Below are 16,013 nucleotides of genomic sequence, written 5' to 3'. Positions count from 1 at the left end.
CGGGCTCAGCCCTTTCGGGCTGGCGCCACCGGCCGGATGATCGGGGTGCGCCCGGTGCTTATGCTGCCAGCGCCTCGGACAGGATGTCCAGCGCGCGGGCGAACTGGGCGTCGGGAATGGTCAGGGGGTACAGGAAGCGCAGGACGTTGCCGTACACGCCGCAGCTCAGCAGGATCAGGCCACGTTCCATTGCGCGCGCCTGCACGCGCTTGACGGCGTCGGCGTCCGGCTTGCCAGTGGACGGGTCGTTCAGTTCCAGCGCCACCATCGAGCCCAGGCCGCGCACGTCGGCGATGCCGGGGACCTTGGCGCGCAGGCCTTCGAGATGGGCGCGCAGCTTGTCGCCCAACTGGACGGCGCGCTCGCACAGTTTTTCTTCCGCGATGACGTCCAGCACCGCGTGCGCGGCGGCCACGGCCAGCGGGTTGCCGGCGTAGGTGCCGCCCAGGCCGCCGGCGGCGGGCGCGTCCATGACGTCGGCGCGGCCCACCACGCCCGAGATCGGCATGCCGCCGCCCAGGCTCTTGGCCATGGTGATGAGGTCGGCCTGCACCGAGTGGTGTTCCATCGCGTACAGCTTGCCGGTGCGGCCGAAGCCGGTCTGGACTTCATCGGCGATCAGCAGGATGCCGTGCTCGTCGCAGACCTTGCGCAGCGCGGTCATCAGTTCGGGCGGGGTGATGTTGAAGCCGCCTTCGCCCTGCACGGGTTCGATGATGATGGCGGCGACGCGCTTGGGATCGATGTCGACCTTGAACAGCAGGTCCAGCGCCTTGAGCGAGTCGGCTACCGTGATGTCCTGGGTGCCGTTGGGGAAGGGCACGTGGTAGACGTCGCCCGGCATGGGACCGAAGGACAGCTTGTACGGCGCGACCTTGCCGGTCAGCGCCATGCCCATGATGGTGCGGCCGTGGAAGGCGCCGGAGAAGGCGATCACGCCCGAGCGGCCGGTGGCCGAGCGCGCGATCTTGATGGCGTTCTCGACTGCCTCGACGCCGGTGGTGAAGAAGGCGGTCTTTTTCAGGCCGTCGATGGGGGCCAGGCGGTTGATGCGTTCGGCCAGCGAGATGTAGCCCTCGTAGGGCACGATCTGGTAGGCGGTGTGCGTGAAGTTGTCGAGCTGGGCCGAGATGGCGGCCTTGACCTTGGGATGCAGGTGGCCGGTGTTCAGCACGGCGATGCCGCCGGCGAAGTCGATGTATTCCTTGCCGTTGGCGTCCCACAGCGTGGCGTTCTCGGCGCGCACGGCATAGAAATCGCACATCACGCCGACGCCGCGCGGCGTGGCCAGGGAACGGCGGGTATTCAGGTCCTGATTCTTCATCTCAGCCTCGCATCGCGGGTAAAGGGTTAGCCCCTAATTTAATGCTACGATGGCCCCATTGTTGGGAACCACTTTTGTAAAACAGGTAGAACCAATTGCGTTCCATCGTAGGCGACCTGCTGCTGCTCCGGCTGGCCGAGGCCAGCGCCGAGCCGATGAACCGGCGGCTGTATCGTGGCCTGCGCGAAGCCATCCTGGAAGGCGCCATCGCCGCCGATACCCGCCTGCCGGCCTCGCGCGACCTGGCGGCCGAGCTGGGCATCGCCCGCAATACCGTGGTCCACGTCTACAGCCAGCTGCTGGCCGAGGGCTATACGCGCAGCCGGCAGGGCAACGGCACCTTCGTCAACGCCTCGCTGCCGGATTCGTTCCTGAGCAGCGGACGGCGCGCCCGCCCGGCGGCCGCGCCACAGCCGCGTGCGGCGCTGTCGCCGCGCGGCGCGGCCATCGTCGACGGCGCCTCGGCCTCGCCCTACCAATGGGGCGCCTTCATGCCGGGCGTGCCCGACCTGACCGAATTCCCGCACCGCAAGTTCGGCCGCATCGTCAGCGCGCTGTGGCGCAATCCGCCGCCGGACCTGCTCACCTACGCCCATGGCGGCGGGCTGCCGGCGCTGCGCGAGGCGCTGGCGCAGCACCTGGCGCTGACGCGCTCGATCGACTGCGATCCGGAACAGCTCATCATCACCGAGGGCTCGCACCAGGCCATCGACCTGGCCTCGCGCATCCTGGGCGATCCGGGCGAGGTGGCCTGGGTCGAGGACCCGGGCTATTGGGGCGCGCGCACCGTGCTGCAGGCCAATGGCCTGCGCATCCGCCATCTGCCGGTGGACGAGGAAGGCATGCAGGTGCCGCAGGAAGCCGGCGGCGAGCCGCCGCGCTTCATCTTCGTCACGCCGTCGCATCAGTACCCGCTGGGGCCGGTGATGTCGCTGGCGCGCCGCCGCCAGCTGCTGGCCGTCGCGCGGCGCCATGGCAGCTGGATCATCGAGGACGACTACGACAGCGAGTTCCGCTTCTCGGGGCGGCCCATCGCCTCGCTGCTGGGGCTGGAGCCGGATGCGCCCGTGATCTACATGGGCACCTTCAGCAAGACCCTGTACCCGGGGCTGCGCGTGGGTTATCTGGTGCTGCCGCGCCCGCTGGTGGCGGCGTTCCAGGCGGCGCACGCCGAGCTGTACCGCGAGGGCCACCAGATGACGCATGCCGCGCTCGCGGCCTTTATCGCCGACGGCCACTACGCCGCGCACATCCGCCGCATGCGGATGCTGTACGGCCGCCGCCGCGCCATGCTGGTCAACCTGATCGAACGCCGCCTGGGCGCCGACTGGCTGCATCGCGACGCCAGCCTGGCCGGGCTGCACCTGGTGCTGACGCTGCCCCCCGACATGGACGACCTGCGCGTGGTCGAGGAGGCGCGCGCGCGCGGCGTGCTGACGCGTCCGCTGTCGCGCTACTACGCCGACCCGGCGCTGCGGCGTCCGGGGCTGCTGCTGGGGTTTGCCTGCGTGCCCGAGCAGGACATCGCGCGCAAGTTCGAGGTGCTGCTGGACAGCCTGGCGGAAGTGGCGCGCAAGCCGGCGCGCGCGGCCCGCGCCTGAGCCGCCAAGAGCGCATCGGCGACCGTGTCTCAGAACCCCGGCAGCGCCGCCGCGAACGCGGCCGCGTTGCGCACGCCCTGGTCCTCGAAGTTGGTGTTGAAGACGGCGTGCGCCTGCGCGCTTTGCGCGGCGAGCCGGGAAAAGCGCTCGGCCAGTTCCGCCAGCTCGGCCTCGGAATATTCGTACTGGAAGCGTCCCGACGAGGCTTGCGTGGTCCGGTTCCAGGCGGCCGCGTTGCGGCCATGCAGCCGCAACAGCGTCAGCTCGGGATGCGTGCTTGCCCAGACGGCGGGCACGCTGTTCTCCGGCCCGGCGGGCGCGTCCACCACCGTGTGCACCGCGCCCAGATCACGCAGCAGGGCCAGCGTGCCGGCCGTCGCGGCGGGGCTGTCGAACCAGCTGCGGTGGCGCAGCTCGATGGAGATCAGATGCTCGTCCATGCGCCGCGCCGCCTCGGCCAGCGCCGCGTGGCCGCGCGCGTCGCGTCGTATCCAGGGCGGGAACTGGAAATGCACGGCGCCCAGCTTGCCCGGCAGGCGCAGCGGCTCCAGCGCCAGCGTGTAGCGCCGCCAGAGTTCGTCGCGCAGCTCGCCGGGCACGTCGTTGTAGTAGAGGAACGGCGCCGGCCAGCCGTCAAGCTCCGCGCGGATGTCGGCGGGCAGGGCGGACAGCGGCGTCTGGTGGCCGGTGAACAGCCGGAATGCCTTGATATTGAAGACGAAGCCGTCCGGCGTGCGCTGGTCCCAGCGCCAGGCGTTCTCGGCCGTGGGCAGCGCGTAGTAGCTGGAATCGACCTCGACCAGCGGGAAGCGCGCCGCGTAGTAGCGCAGCCGGGCCTCGGCGTTGGCGGCCACGGCCGGCGGATAGAAGCGGCCGCAGGCCAGCAGCGTGGGATCGGTCCAGGAGGCTGCGCCGGTGAGGATGCGCATGGTGGGCAAGGGCGATGGAGGACGAGGAAACGCGGGCGGGTCGGGCGCGCGGGACGGGGCGACGGGCCGCTCAGGCGCTCCGGGCAAGGGCGCCGTGGCGGAGCGGGCACCGGGTTATGATAGCTGGATATATGAACAGTTGTCTGGCCTGTGCGCGCCCAGGCCGGTCCCGCCTTCCGGGCCGCGGGCGCGCATGGGACTGTTGCCATTCCCCCGCCCATGTCCGATACGCAATCCCCGTCTTCATCAGCGCCGCAGGACCGTCCCGATCCCCTGGCGGACCTCAACCCCGCCCAGCGCGCGGCGGTGGAATTCGGCGTGGCCCCGGCCCGCGCCGGGCAGGGCGGCGGCGAGGACGGCCCGCTGCTGGTGATCGCCGGCGCCGGTTCGGGCAAGACCAATACGCTTGCCCACCGCGTGGCCCATCTGATCCTGAACGGCGCCGATCCCCAGCGCATGCTGTTGTTGACCTTCTCGCGCCGCGCCGCCTTGGAAATGGAGCGCCGCGTGGGCGCGGTGCTGCACCGGGTGATGCGCCTGCATGCGGCGCAGCAGCCGCCGGCCCTGCCCTGGGCGGGCACCTTCCATGCCATTGGCGCGCGCCTGCTGCGCGATTGCGCGCTGCGCATCGGCCTGTCCGAGTCCTTCACCATCCTGGATCGGGGCGACGCCGAGGACCTGATGGGCATGGTGCGCCACGAGCTGGGCCAGTCCTCGGCCAAGTCGCGCTTTCCGCTCAAGGGCACCTGCCTGGCCATCTATTCGCGCGTGATCAACAGCCAGGCGCCGGTGGAAGACGTGCTCAAGACCGCCTTTCCGTGGTGCGCGCAATGGGAGGCCGAGCTCAAGGCCCTGTTCCGCGCCTACGTCGCGGCCAAGCAGGACCAGCAGGCGCTGGATTACGACGACCTGCTGCTGTACTGGGCCGAGATGATGGGCGATCCCGGCATCGCGGCCGATGTGGGGGCGCGCTTTGACCATGTGCTGGTCGACGAGTACCAGGACACCAATCGCCTGCAATCCGCCATCCTGCTGGCCATGAAGCCGGACGGGCGCGGCCTGACCGTGGTGGGCGACGACGCGCAGTCGATCTATTCCTTCCGCGCGGCCACCGTGCGCAACATCCTGGACTTTCCCACGCAGTTTCCGAAGCCGGCGCGCGTGGTCACGCTGGACCGCAACTACCGTTCCACCCAGCCCATCCTGAACGCGTCCAACGCCGTGATCGGATTGGCGGCGGAGCGCTATGCCAAGGATCTCTGGACCGACCGGCAATCCTCGCAGCTGCCCGAAATGGTCAATGTCAGCGACGAGGCCGGGCAGGCGCGCTGGGTTGCCGACCAGGTGCTGGCGCAGCGCGAGGCGGGCGCCACGCTCAAATCGCAGGCGGCGCTGTTCCGTTCGGCCAGCCATAGCGCGGCACTGGAACTGGAGCTGACGCGGCGCAATATCCCCTTCGTGAAATTCGGCGGACTGCGCTTCCTGGAGGCGGCCCACATCAAGGACCTGCTGTCCCTGCTGCGCTGGGCCGAGAATCCGCGCGGCCGCATGGCGGGCTTCCGGGTGGCGCAGCTGTTGCCGGGCGTCGGTCCGGCCACGGCCGGCAAACTGATGGATGCGATGTCGGCCTCGGCCGAGCCGCTGGCGGCCCTGCGCGCGTTCAAGCCGGGCGCGGCGGCGCAGCAGGACTGGGGCGCCTTCGCCGACACCTATGCCGCGCTGCGCGATCCCGCGCTGAAATGGCCCGCCGACGTGGACCTGGCCTTGCGCTGGTATGCGGGCCAGCTCGAACGGCTGTACGACGATGCGCGCGTGCGCCGCGCCGACCTGGAACAGCTGGCCCGCATCGCGGCCGGCTATCCGTCGCGCGAACGCTTCCTGACCGAGCTGACGCTCGATCCTCCAGACGCCACCAGCGACGAATCGGGCGCGCCGCTGCGCGACGAGGACTACATGATCCTGTCCACCATCCATTCCGCCAAGGGACAGGAATGGAAATCCGTGTATGTGCTGAACGTGGTGGACGGCTGCATTCCGTCGGACATGAGCACCGGCACGGCCGAGGAAATCGAGGAAGAACGCCGCCTGCTGTACGTCGCCATGACCCGCGCGCGCGAACGCCTGCAGCTGGTCGTGCCGCAGCGTTTCTACGTGCATCAGCAGACCGGCATGGGCGACCGGCATGTGTATGCGTCACGCACGCGCTTCATCACCAACGCCATGCTGCCGCTGTTCGATCACCTGCCCAAGGCGCCGCCGCTGCCCGAGGGGAACGGCGCGGGCCCGTCGCCGCAGGCGCCGGGCATCGATGTGGCGCGTCGGGTGCGGGGCCTGTTTTCCTAGTGCGCTTTCAGCCCAGTTGGGTTAAGAATAGTCCTACGAGACTTGGCGCTTTTAAAGAGTCAAGCCTCGTCGGCCGTTAACGGAAGTGTCAGCCCAGGCGCTCGCCGCCGCACGGTTGCGCGGATTCCCGCCCACATGGCGGGGGCTTTGTTCAAACTCTTGATCCGTCCATCATGAAGCTCAAACATATTGCTCTCGTCGCAAGCCTGGCCATGTCCTCGGCCAGCGCGGCCCATGCCGCTCCCGTCGTCAAGAAGATCACGCTCACCGCCCAGATCGGAGATTCCATCTTCGTTTCCCGGCCGGACGGCTCCGGCTGGTACGACCACGAGGAACTGGACGCCACCGACCGCACGCAGCGCGCGTTCTCCAAGACCTTGCCCATCCGCGTATGGACGAAGGGCACGGAGTTCAATATCGCGCTGGCTCGGCCCCTGACGATGCGGGGCGGCGTCTATGAGATGCGCGATGCCAAGGTGGTCCTGTCGCAGTCGGGGCGGGAGGACGAGGTTCGCGTCGGCGCGCCGCTGAAGGTGCAGCAGAGCACACCCGGCGACGGCGGCTACGACCAGATCCACAGGCTCACGGTGAGCGCGCGGGCGCCGGCGCAGACGCCCGATGGCCCGAGCATCAACGGCATCTATCGCGGCGATCTGGTGGTGCTGTTCGAGCCTTCCGCCGCCACGCCTTGAGTGGATGGCCGGCGCGTCCTGCGCGCCGGCCGGCGTGGCTCAGGCCAGTTCGGGGCGGGCGAAGCGCCGGTTGGCCAGCACCGGCAGCGCCTGGCGCGCCTGGGCCAGGCGCCGTGGATCCAGCTCGGCGTACAGCAGCGCGTCCTGCTCGGCCGCGCGGGCGATCGCCACGCCCAGCGGATCCACCACCATGCTCGCGCCGATATTGCGCGGGCCGCATTCGCCCACGGCCACCACGTAGCAGGTGTTGTCGAGCGCGCGGGCGGTGGCCAGCACTTCCCAGTGATGTTCCTTCAGCGGTCCCTTGACCCAGGCGGCGGGCACCAGCAGCGCGTCGGCGCCGTCCACCGCCAGGCGGCGCGCCAGTTCGGGAAAGCGCAGGTCGTAGCAGGTCATCATGCCGAAGCGCAGCCCGTCCACCTCGAGCAGCGGCGGCACTTCATCGCCGGGCACCACGTTGACCGACTCCTGCATGGAGAACGCGTCATACAGATGCAGCTTGCGATATTGCGCGACGATGCGACCGCCGCGCAGCGCGACCTGGATGTTCCAGACCTTGCCCTGATCGGCGGGCACGTGCACGGTCATGACCAGCGTCAGCGCGCGGTCGCGGGTGGCCTCCAGCATGCGGGTCATGAAGGGGCCGTCCAGCGGCTGGGCGGCGCGGCGCACCAGGTCGGGATCGGCGATGTCGCGCGCCAGGATGCCTTCCGGCAACACCAGCAGGCGCGCGCCGCCGGCGTCGGCGCGGGCGATCAGGTCCAGGCAGATCGCGGCGTTGTCTTGCCAGTCGGGGCGCACGGCGAATTGGCCCAGGGCGATTTTCATGTGAAGTCTCCTTGTATGTTCAAGAACGTCAGCCGTGGGCGAACAGTTCCGCCGGCGACATGCTGCGCTCGGTGAGACGCTGCGCGCGCAGTTCGGCCAGGAAGTCCGTCACCATGGGCTGGTTGGCTTGCAGACCGTTGCGGTCCCAGCCTTCGGGCAGGTCGCGCGAGGTCTGGATCAGCTCGTCCAGGATCCAGGGCGTGGTGTCCGCGTATTTACGGCGCTTGTGCAGCCACATCGCGGCGGACGCGTCCAGCGCGGCGCTCAGGGACTGGCCGACCCAGGGGTGGGCGCGCAGGATGTCCGGCTTGATGCCCAGCAGATGCATGCCGGGCACGTAGCCCACGTCGCGGAAGTACGCCACTTCGTCGCGGCGGCACTGCGGCAGCAGCTGGCGCAGGTCCGAGTCCGCGTCGAAGAAGCCGTCGGGCATGAAGGGCGTGAACACGGCTTCCAGTTCGCCCGAGCGCAGCAGGTCCACCAGCGGGCGCTCGCCGGCCACGGCCTCGATGCGTCCCGGCTGGCCATAGCCGGACAGCCGGTCGGCGACCGGGTGCGCGGCGGTCAGGCGGCCGACCCGCCATTGCGCGTCGTCGATGCCGATGCCGACGCGGCGCAGCAGGGCGCGCGTCCAGGTATTGCCCGAGTCCTGCCAGCCGGTCATGCCGATGCGGGCGCCGGCCAGCTGCTCCAGCTGGGTGATGCCGCTGTCGCGATGCGTGATGATGCAGCGATGGCGAAAGCCGCGCATCAGGAAGTGGGGCACGGCGGCGATATCGTCGCGGCCGCGCAGGCGACCCAGGCAATAGCGGCTCATGGACATCTCGCCGGCGTCGTAGCGCGGATCGGCGGCCAGGTCCTCGGGCAGGGCGGGCACCCGGTCGATGCGCAGGTCCAGGCCTTCGGCGACCACGTCGCCCAGGGCGAGCGGCACGATGTAGTCCCAGTCGCGCACGGCGAGTCGGATTTGGAGTGTCATGGGGATGGCCTTGGCGGCCCGGCGGACCGCGGTGGGAGGGGGAAGGGCGATGAGGGGCCTGGCGCCGCGCGTGCGGCGCAGGGGGCGGGCCGAACCCGCCCGAGCGGCGAGCCGCGCCTAGTCCAGCCTGATGCCGCGGGACTTGACCACGCCGCGCCAGAAATCCTGCATCTGCTTCTGCATGGCGAGCATGTCGTCGCCATAGAGGTCCAGGATGTCGTTGCCGCCGGCGAGGATGAACTCGCGCACCGCCGGCGTGTGCAGCGCCTGCTTGAGCGCACCGCGCAGCCGCGCCAGCGTCTCGGGCGGCGTGCCGGCCGGCGCGTACAGCCCGGTCCAGCCGTACAGCGTCAGCGAGGGATAGCCCAGTTCCTTCAGGGTGGGCACGTCGGGCGCGTCCGTGACGCGGGCGTCGCTGCTGGCGGCGATGGCCACGGTCTTGCCCGACTTCACATGCGGCAGGGCCGAGGACGGAGTATCGAACAGCAGGTCGATGGTGCCGCCCATCAGGTCGGCCTGCGCGGCGGCGGGGCCCTTGTAGGGCACGTGCGTCAGCTCGATGCCGGCCAGCTGGCTGAGCAGTTCGCCCAGCAGGTGCGGATTGGTGCCGGGTCCCGCGCTGCCGTAGGTGATCTTGCCGGGATGCGCCTTGGCCTTGGCGATGAGGTCCGGCAGGTCGCGGATGCCCGAGGCCTGGCTGGCGACCAGCAGGAACGGCGAGCGCGAGATCACGCCGATGGGCGCGAAATCCTTGTTCTCGTCATAGGGCAGCTTGCGCGTGAGCACGATGGGCAGCATGACCATGGCGCTGGAAGCGCCGGCCAGCAGCGTGTAGCCGTCCGGCGCGGCCTTGGCGACCGCGTCCACGCCGATGGCGCCGCCCGCGCCCGAGCGGTTCTCGACCACGAAGCTCTGGCCCAGCTGGTCGCCCATGGCCTTGCTAACCGCCCGCGCCAGCACGTCCGACGAGGCGCCGGGCAACGTGTGCACGATGACCTTGACTGGCTTGTTCGGGTAGGCGTCCTGCGCCTGCGCGGCGGGCGCGGACAGCAGGCTCAGCGACAGGATGGCGCCAGCGGCGCGGCCGAAGAAGGCGTTCATGGTTTTCCCCTGATTTGTCATGTGATGGCGCTGGGGCGGGCCACAGCGTTGCCGCATTGTCGGCAGGGGTGTTTATGTGCGTCAATCGTGAAATTAGGCATAATGATTGCATATCATGCAAGTATTTGCGGAGCGACTATGCAGCTCATGGGCATGGAGGCGCTGCGCGCCTTTGTCGAAGGCGGTTCGATCGCGGAGGCCTCGCTGCGCCTGCGCCGCAGCGCTTCCCAGGTCAGCCGCCTGCTGGCCGCGCTGGAGGACGATGTCGGGTATGCCCTGCTGGTCAAGGAGGGACGGCGGCTGACGCTGACCGAGCCGGGCCGCCAGCTGTACGAGCGCATCGGCGAGATGCTGCGCGCCAACGATGCGCTCACGGACTATCTGCGTCACGCGCGCCGCAAGAGCCGCACCCATGTCAACGTGCTGGTGGCGCAGCACCTGATCGACGGCCTGCTGGTGGACGCCATCGCCGGCGCCACGCGCGAGGAGCCGGATTTCGGCGCCAGCGTCAATGCCCGCATGCCGCCCAATGTCGACGCCTGGATCAGCCAGCAGCATTTCGATATCGCGCTGGCCCAGCTGCCGGTCGAGCATCCGCTGCTGGTCACCGAAACGCTGGCCGAGACGCATGCCGTGGCGGTGTTCGGGCCGGACGATCCGCGCGCCGATCTGCCGGGCCCGATCACGCCGCGCGCGCTGGGCCAGGGCAGGTTCATCGGCATGCCCGCCGGCGGTTCGCTGTTCCACCGCTACCTCAGGGCCTTCGGCGAAGCCGGCTATCAGCCCGAGGCGCAGTTCGAGGTGACGTTCGGCTTCTTCGCCTGCCAACTGGCCGCCTCTGGCTGCGGCGCGGCCCTGAGCGATCCGCTGGCCGCCCTGACGCAGCTGCATCGCGGCGCGCGGCTGCGGCGTTTCGAGCCGGCGGTTCCGCTCCAGTACGGCCTGATCTATCCCAAGTCGCGCCCGCCCTCGGCCGCGGCCCGCCTTCTGATCCGTCATCTGCGGCGGGTGGTGGGCGAGAAACTGGCACAGGCTGAAGCCCTGCTGAACGCCGCGGAGCCGGGACGCGCTGCGCTATCATCGGCCCACCGTCGCCGCGTGGGGCGCCGGGCAGCAGCGCAAGAGGACACTGGCTCATGACCACAGAACCGCAACCCGACGCCAACGGCAACCGCGAGGTCGTCGCGTCGATCTCCTATGTCAATGGCCGGCGCGACCGCGAGGTGCCCATCGACCAGGTCGGCGCATACGTGCGCCCGGAGCACGGCATGCTCTGGATCGGGCTGCGCAACCCCAGCCCCGAGCTGCTGGGCAAGGTGGTGAGCGAGCTGGGCGCCTGCGACAAGAACCAGGAAGAGATGCTGGAGCCGCACCGGCGGCCCAAGATCATCGACTACGGCAACATGGTGCTGATCGTGGCCATCACCGTCGAGGTCGAGGCCGAGCGGCCCATCTTCGGCGAGACCCAGTTCCTGATCGGCGACGGCTTTCTCGTCACCGTGCGGCGCGGCGCCACCGCCGGCCACAGCCCGCTGCGCGAACGGCTGGAAGCCTCGCCGGACCTGCTCAAGCGCGGCAGCGACTACGTCGCGTCCGAGCTGCTCGACTGGCTGGTGGACCGCTATGTGGCGGCGGCCGCCAAGATCGAGAGCGTGGTCGAGGGCGCCGAGCAGAAGCTGCTGATCCGGGGCGCCAAGGATTCCGATATCCGCAGGCTGTACCGCCAGCGCCGCGACCTGCTGCGCATCCATACCGTGGTGTCGCCGCTGGCCGAGATTTGCCGCCGCCTGGCGCGGGTCGAGATGACGGCGGTCGATGAACACGCGCGGCCCTATTTCGGCGAGGTGGCCGACCGCGTGCTGCGCGTCGACGAACTGTTCAATTCCTTGCGCGAGGCGCTGGCCTTCGCGTTCGAAGCCAGCCTGATGATCGGCCAGGCGGCGCAGAACGACACCACGCGCAAGCTGGCGTCCTGGGCGGCCATCCTGGCCGTGCCCACGGCCATCGCCGGCATCTACGGCATGAACTTCGAGTTCATGCCCGAACTGAAATCGCCCTGGGGCTATCCGGTGACGCTGGGCGTCATCGTGACGATCTGCTCCGTGCTCTATTGGCGCTTCCGCAAGTCGGGCTGGCTGTAGCCGCCGCGCCGGCCGGCCGCGCGTCGCCATCCTGTTCCGGCCCGGAGACGGGCCGGGCTTGTGGCACACTGCCAGCCATTCATTTTCCTGGAGCGCGGCGATCTTGCGCGGCAAATCCCCCTTCGGCGGCAGCAGGCTGACCGCCCTGATCGTGGCCCTGATCCTCGCGGCGGCCGGCGCGCTGGTCAACTGGATGCAGTCGTCGAAACCGGCCCAGGACGCCGGCCGCCCGCCGGCGGCGGGCAAGCCCCAGGGCGGCGCAGCCGGCGCGCCGCTGGCCGGCGGCATTCCCAAAGGCAGCTATACGATCACCGGCACCGTCGTCAACGTCGCGGACGGCGACACAGTGACGCTGCGGGCGCCGGACGGACAGCGCCGCATCCGCATGGACAGCATCGACGCGCCCGAGGAAGGCCATGGCGCGGACCAGCCCGGCCAGCCCGATGCCGAGGCCTCGCGCAAGCACCTGGCGGAGCTGGTGGCCGGCAAGACCCTGATCGCGCAATGCTATGAAAAGGACCAGTACGGCCGCGAGGTCTGCGCGCTGATCCTGGAGGACGGCCGTTCGGCCAACCGGCTGCAGGTCGAGGCGGGCTACGCCTGGGCCTATACCGCGCGCCAGGGCGACTACCTGCGCGACCAGGCCATGCCCGATTTGCAGCGCCAGGCCAAGGCCGCCGGCCGGGGTCTGTGGGCGCGGCCGGGCGCGGTGCAGCCCTGGAAGTGGCGCTACGACTGCTGGCGCCAGCGCCAGTGCGGTTGAGCCCGGCAGAGCATTAGGGGCATGCCGGGGTTCTGGTCGCGCCCCGGCTTTGCTATCCTCTGTCGCAACCATTGTTCTGGGAAGGTCTTATGCGCGTCATGAAGCAGCTGCGGGCAGCGGCGGCCGCGTTGCTGCTGCTGGCGGCGGCGGGCTGCTCCAACGACGGCAGCCCCGTCAACAGCCCCTATGAGTCCGGCGCCGAAAGCCGGAACACGCTGTATTCCGCCTTCGTCAAGCGCTCTCCCAAGTACCTGGACCCGGCCAGCTCTTATTCCAATGACGAGACGCCTTATACCTACAACGTCTATGAAACGCTCTACGGCTATCACTACCTGAAGCGGCCCTACGAGCTGGTGCCCCGCGCGGCCGCGAGCATCGATCCGCCCGTTTACCTGGACAAGCAGGGCAACACGCTGCCTGCCGACGCGCCGGGCGAACAGATCGCGCAGAGCGTGTACGACATCAAGCTGCGCCCCGGCATGCGCTACGCGCCGCATCCGGCCTTCGCTAAGAAATCAGACGGGTCTTACGCGTATTTCCCCGTGGCGGCTGCTGAGCTGCAGGACAAGTACGCCATCCCGGATTTTCCGCTGACCGGCACGCGCGATCTCACCGCCGACGATTACGTCTATGCCATCCGCCGCCTGGCCAGCCCGCGCGTGGTGTCGCCGATCTATTCACTGATGGCCGAGTACGTGCACGGCCTGAAGGACTACGGCGACCGGCTGCGTCTGCGCGACCAGGCGCTGCGGCGCGACGCGCCGGGCGGGGCGGGGGCCTCGCCCTGGCTGGACTTGCGCGAGGCCGATGGCTTCGACGGCGTGCAGGCGCTGGATCCGCTGACACTGCGCATCCGCGTCAACGGCAAGTATCCCCAGTTCAAGTACTGGCTGGCCATGACCTTCACGGCGCCGATCCCCTGGGAGGCCGACCGCTTCTACAGCCAGCCCGGCATGGCCGAGCAGGACCTGTCGTTCAATACCTGGCCCGTGGGCACCGGCCCCTACATGCTGGTGGAGTCCTTGCAGAACCGCCGCCACGTGCTGGCGCGCAACCCGAACTTCCACGGCGAGCCCTATCCCTGCGAAGGCGAGCCGGGCGACCAGGCCGCGGGCCTGCTGGCCGACTGCGGCAAGCCCACGCCCTTCATCGACCGCGCCGTGTTCAACGTCGAGAAGGAAGCCATTCCGCTGACCGGCAAGTTCCTGCAGGGCTATTACGACGTGCCGCAGATCGAGCGCGGCGAGTATGGCGTGGCCATGCTGGTGGCCGCCGGCGACAGCCAGGACAAGGCCCGCAAGTATCGCGAGCATGGCATCAAGCTGCCCACCACGGTCGAGACCGCGAACTGGTACATGGGCTTCAACTGGCTGGACCCGGTGGTAGGCAAGGGCGACACGCCCGAGCAGGCCGACCGCAACCGCAAGCTGCGCCAGGCCATCAGCATCGCCTTCGACTGGGAAGAATACGTGGCGGTGTTCGAGAACAGCCAGGCCTCGGTGGCCTACGGCCCGGTGCCGCCGGGCGTGCTGGGCTACCGCGAGCCGCCCGAGGGCGTGAACCCGGTGGTCTACGATCTGGTCGACGGCAAGCCGGTGCGCAAACCCATCGACGTGGCGCGCAGGCTGCTGGCCGAGGCCGGTTATCCCGACGGCCGCAATGCCCGGACCGGCGCGCCGCTGGTGCTGTACTACGACTCCATGACAGGCGGCGGCTCCAACCCGCAATTCGACTGGATGCGGCGGCAGCTTGCCAAGCTCGGCGTGCAGCTGGACGTGCGCGCCACCGACTACAACCGCTTCCAGGACAAGATGCGGCGCGGTTCGGCCCAGATCTTCTTCTGGGGCTGGAACGCCGACTATCCGGACGCCGAGAACTTCCTGTTCCTGCTGTACGGCCCCAACGCCAAGGCCAAGACCGGCGGCGAGAACGCGGCCAATTACGACAGCCCCGAGTACGACAAGCTGTTCGAGCAGATGAAGCTGCTGGACGATGGCCCCGAGAAGGAACGCCTGATCGCCCGCATGGTCGCCATCGTGCAGCGCGACGCGCCCTGGATGTTCGGCTACTTCCCCATGTCGGGCGGCGCCTACCAGCAGTGGGTCGGCAACGCCAAGCCCACCCAGATGGTGCGCAACATCCTGCAGTACATGAAGATCGATCCGGAACTGCGGCACCGCAAGATCGATGAATGGAATTCCCCCATCTGGTGGCCGCTGGGCGTGTTCGCGCTGCTGCTGGCGCTGGCGGTCTGGCCGTCGTACCGGGCCCTGAAGCGGCGCGAGCGGCAGACGGCGTTCGCCCAGGCCGCGCGCAAGGAGCATCAACCATGATCGGCTACGTGATTCGCCGGCTGCTGTACGGCGTGCTGATCCTGATCGGCGTCAACCTGTTCACCTTCATCCTGTTCTTCGCCGTCAACACGCCCGACGACATGGCGCGGCTGGCCATCGGCGGGCAGCGCATCAGCCAGGACGCGGTGGAGAAATGGAAGGTCGAGCACGGCTACGACAAGCCGCTGTTCTACAACGCAGAGGCGCAGGGCGCCGGGCGGCTGACCGACACGGTGTTCTACCAGCGCTCGGTGCCGCTGCTGGCCATGGAATTCGGCGCCTCGGACGGCGGGCGCGACATCGGCCGCGAGATCCGCACGCGCATGGGGCCCAGCCTGGCGCTGGCCGTGCCCACCTTCCTGCTGGGGCTGTTCGTCAGCATCGCGTTCTCGCTCATGCTGGTCTATTTCCGCGCCACGCGGCTGGATTTCTGGGGCGTGGTGCTGTGCGTGATCCTGCTGTCGATCTCCAGCCTGTTCTACATCATCGCGGGCCAGTGGCTGTTCGCCAAGACCTTGCGGCTGGTGCCTTTCTCGGGCTTTTCCGGCGGGCTGGACATGGCCAAGTTCCTGGCGCTGCCGGTGCTGGTGGCGATCATCTCGCGGCTGGGGCCGGAGGCGCGCTTCTACCGCACGCTGTTCCTCGAGGAAATCGGCAAGGACTATGTGCGCACCGCCAGGGCCAAGGGCCTGGCCGAGCGCGCCGTGCTGTTCCGCCACGTGCTGCGCAACGCCATGCTGCCCATCCTGACCAGCACCGTCGCGGCCTTGCCGCTGCTGTTCATGGGCAGCCTGATCGCCGAATCCTTCTTCGGCATTCCCGGCCTGGGCAGCTACACCATCGACGCCATCAACGCGCAGGACTTTTCCATCGTGCGCGCCATGGTGTTCCTGGGCGCCTCGCTCTACATCGTGGGCCTGATCCTGGCCGATATTTCCTACACGCTGGCCGACCCCCGCGTGCGTTTCGAGTAGCCGCC

At 69.1% G+C, this 16,013-nt stretch carries 13 protein-coding genes; 8 read left to right on the top strand and 5 right to left on the bottom strand.

Annotation, left to right across the window (positions count from 1 at the left end):
* Positions 1-58: 58 nt before the first annotated feature.
* Positions 59-1,324, bottom strand: a complete 1,266-nt coding sequence (locus C2U31_RS26020; RefSeq protein WP_103275443.1) for a 4-aminobutyrate--2-oxoglutarate transaminase — start codon at positions 1,322-1,324, stop codon at positions 59-61.
* A 95-nt stretch (positions 1,325-1,419) separates the two neighbouring features.
* Here C2U31_RS26020 and C2U31_RS26015 point away from each other — a divergent pair, with 95 nt between their 5' ends.
* The gene (locus C2U31_RS26015) at positions 1,420-2,925 is read left to right on the top strand and encodes a PLP-dependent aminotransferase family protein (protein ID WP_369869707.1); all 1,506 of its coding nucleotides are present in this window, start codon (positions 1,420-1,422) and stop codon (positions 2,923-2,925) included.
* 29 nt (positions 2,926-2,954) lie between these two features.
* Here C2U31_RS26015 and C2U31_RS26010 read toward each other — a convergent pair whose 3' ends face one another.
* Positions 2,955-3,854: a DUF72 domain-containing protein gene (locus C2U31_RS26010; protein ID WP_103276583.1), complete on the bottom strand. Its 900-nt coding sequence runs from the start codon at positions 3,852-3,854 to the stop codon at positions 2,955-2,957.
* A gap of 219 nt (positions 3,855-4,073) precedes the next feature.
* Here C2U31_RS26010 and C2U31_RS26005 point away from each other — a divergent pair, with 219 nt between their 5' ends.
* A complete protein-coding gene (locus C2U31_RS26005; RefSeq protein ID WP_103275442.1) occupies positions 4,074-6,197 on the top strand; it encodes an ATP-dependent helicase in 2,124 nt (707 codons plus the stop codon).
* Positions 6,198-6,370: 173 nt separating this feature from the next.
* Positions 6,371-6,889, top strand: a complete 519-nt coding sequence (locus tag C2U31_RS26000) for a fimbrial assembly protein (RefSeq protein WP_233772507.1) — start codon at positions 6,371-6,373, stop codon at positions 6,887-6,889.
* 39 nt (positions 6,890-6,928) lie between these two features.
* On the opposite strand, the gene C2U31_RS25995 is transcribed toward C2U31_RS26000, so the two are convergent.
* The 3 genes from C2U31_RS25995 to C2U31_RS25985 all read right to left on the bottom strand — a co-directional run bounded on the left by C2U31_RS25995 (position 6,929) and on the right by C2U31_RS25985 (position 9,797).
* A complete protein-coding gene (locus C2U31_RS25995; protein WP_103275440.1) occupies positions 6,929-7,717 on the bottom strand; it encodes a deaminated glutathione amidase in 789 nt (262 codons plus the stop codon).
* A 28-nt stretch (positions 7,718-7,745) separates the two neighbouring features.
* Complete coding sequence (locus C2U31_RS25990) at positions 7,746-8,696, bottom strand: nitrate ABC transporter substrate-binding protein (protein WP_103275439.1); 951 nt, start codon at positions 8,694-8,696, stop codon at positions 7,746-7,748.
* A gap of 117 nt (positions 8,697-8,813) precedes the next feature.
* On the bottom strand, positions 8,814-9,797 hold the full coding sequence (locus C2U31_RS25985; protein ID WP_103275438.1) for a tripartite tricarboxylate transporter substrate binding protein: 984 nt from the start codon (positions 9,795-9,797) through the stop codon (positions 8,814-8,816).
* Positions 9,798-9,935: 138 nt separating this feature from the next.
* On the opposite strand from C2U31_RS25985, the gene C2U31_RS25980 reads away from it, so the two are divergent.
* The 5 genes from C2U31_RS25980 (at position 9,936) to C2U31_RS25960 (ending at position 16,008) form a co-directional block, all read left to right on the top strand.
* A complete protein-coding gene (locus tag C2U31_RS25980) occupies positions 9,936-10,937 on the top strand; it encodes a LysR family transcriptional regulator (protein ID WP_158658463.1) in 1,002 nt (333 codons plus the stop codon).
* Complete coding sequence (locus C2U31_RS25975) at positions 10,934-11,938, top strand: magnesium and cobalt transport protein CorA (RefSeq protein WP_103275436.1); 1,005 nt, start codon at positions 10,934-10,936, stop codon at positions 11,936-11,938. The genes C2U31_RS25980 and C2U31_RS25975 overlap by 4 nt, the downstream gene beginning before the upstream one ends.
* Positions 11,939-12,038: 100 nt before the next feature.
* Positions 12,039-12,701, top strand: a complete 663-nt coding sequence (locus C2U31_RS25970) for a thermonuclease family protein (protein ID WP_103276582.1) — start codon at positions 12,039-12,041, stop codon at positions 12,699-12,701.
* An 89-nt stretch (positions 12,702-12,790) separates the two neighbouring features.
* Positions 12,791-15,034 carry an ABC transporter substrate-binding protein gene (locus C2U31_RS25965; RefSeq protein ID WP_103275435.1) on the top strand — a complete coding sequence of 748 codons (2,244 nt, stop codon included), beginning with the start codon at positions 12,791-12,793 and terminating at the stop codon, positions 15,032-15,034.
* A complete protein-coding gene (locus C2U31_RS25960; RefSeq protein WP_103275434.1) occupies positions 15,031-16,008 on the top strand; it encodes an ABC transporter permease in 978 nt (325 codons plus the stop codon). The genes C2U31_RS25965 and C2U31_RS25960 overlap by 4 nt, the downstream gene beginning before the upstream one ends.
* Positions 16,009-16,013: the final 5 nt, after the last annotated feature.

The sequence above is a fragment of the Achromobacter sp. AONIH1 genome, assembly GCF_002902905.1.
Taxonomy (GTDB): Bacteria; Pseudomonadota; Gammaproteobacteria; order Burkholderiales; family Burkholderiaceae_B; genus Achromobacter.
The sequence above is the reverse complement of the archived record's forward strand: the minus strand, read 5'-3'. Positions and strand labels throughout refer to the sequence as shown.

Excerpts from the sequence above, each read along its gene's own strand:
- C2U31_RS25985 (WP_103275438.1), bottom strand. The coding sequence starts at position 9,797 with ATGAACGCCTTCTTCGGCCGCGCCGCTGGCGCCATCCTGTCGCTGAGC.
- C2U31_RS25960 (WP_103275434.1), top strand. The coding sequence starts at position 15,031 with ATGATCGGCTACGTGATTCGCCGGCTGCTGTACGGCGTGCTGATCCTG.
- C2U31_RS25980 (WP_158658463.1), top strand. The coding sequence starts at position 9,936 with ATGCAGCTCATGGGCATGGAGGCGCTGCGCGCCTTTGTCGAAGGCGGT.
- C2U31_RS25995 (WP_103275440.1), bottom strand. The coding sequence starts at position 7,717 with ATGAAAATCGCCCTGGGCCAATTCGCCGTGCGCCCCGACTGGCAAGAC.
- C2U31_RS26000 (WP_233772507.1), top strand. The coding sequence starts at position 6,371 with ATGAAGCTCAAACATATTGCTCTCGTCGCAAGCCTGGCCATGTCCTCG.
- C2U31_RS25975 (WP_103275436.1), top strand. The coding sequence starts at position 10,934 with ATGACCACAGAACCGCAACCCGACGCCAACGGCAACCGCGAGGTCGTC.
- C2U31_RS26020 (WP_103275443.1), bottom strand. The coding sequence starts at position 1,324 with ATGAAGAATCAGGACCTGAATACCCGCCGTTCCCTGGCCACGCCGCGC.
- C2U31_RS26005 (WP_103275442.1), top strand. The coding sequence starts at position 4,074 with ATGTCCGATACGCAATCCCCGTCTTCATCAGCGCCGCAGGACCGTCCC.
- C2U31_RS25990 (WP_103275439.1), bottom strand. The coding sequence starts at position 8,696 with ATGACACTCCAAATCCGACTCGCCGTGCGCGACTGGGACTACATCGTG.
- C2U31_RS25965 (WP_103275435.1), top strand. The coding sequence starts at position 12,791 with ATGCGCGTCATGAAGCAGCTGCGGGCAGCGGCGGCCGCGTTGCTGCTG.
- C2U31_RS26010 (WP_103276583.1), bottom strand. The coding sequence starts at position 3,854 with ATGCGCATCCTCACCGGCGCAGCCTCCTGGACCGATCCCACGCTGCTG.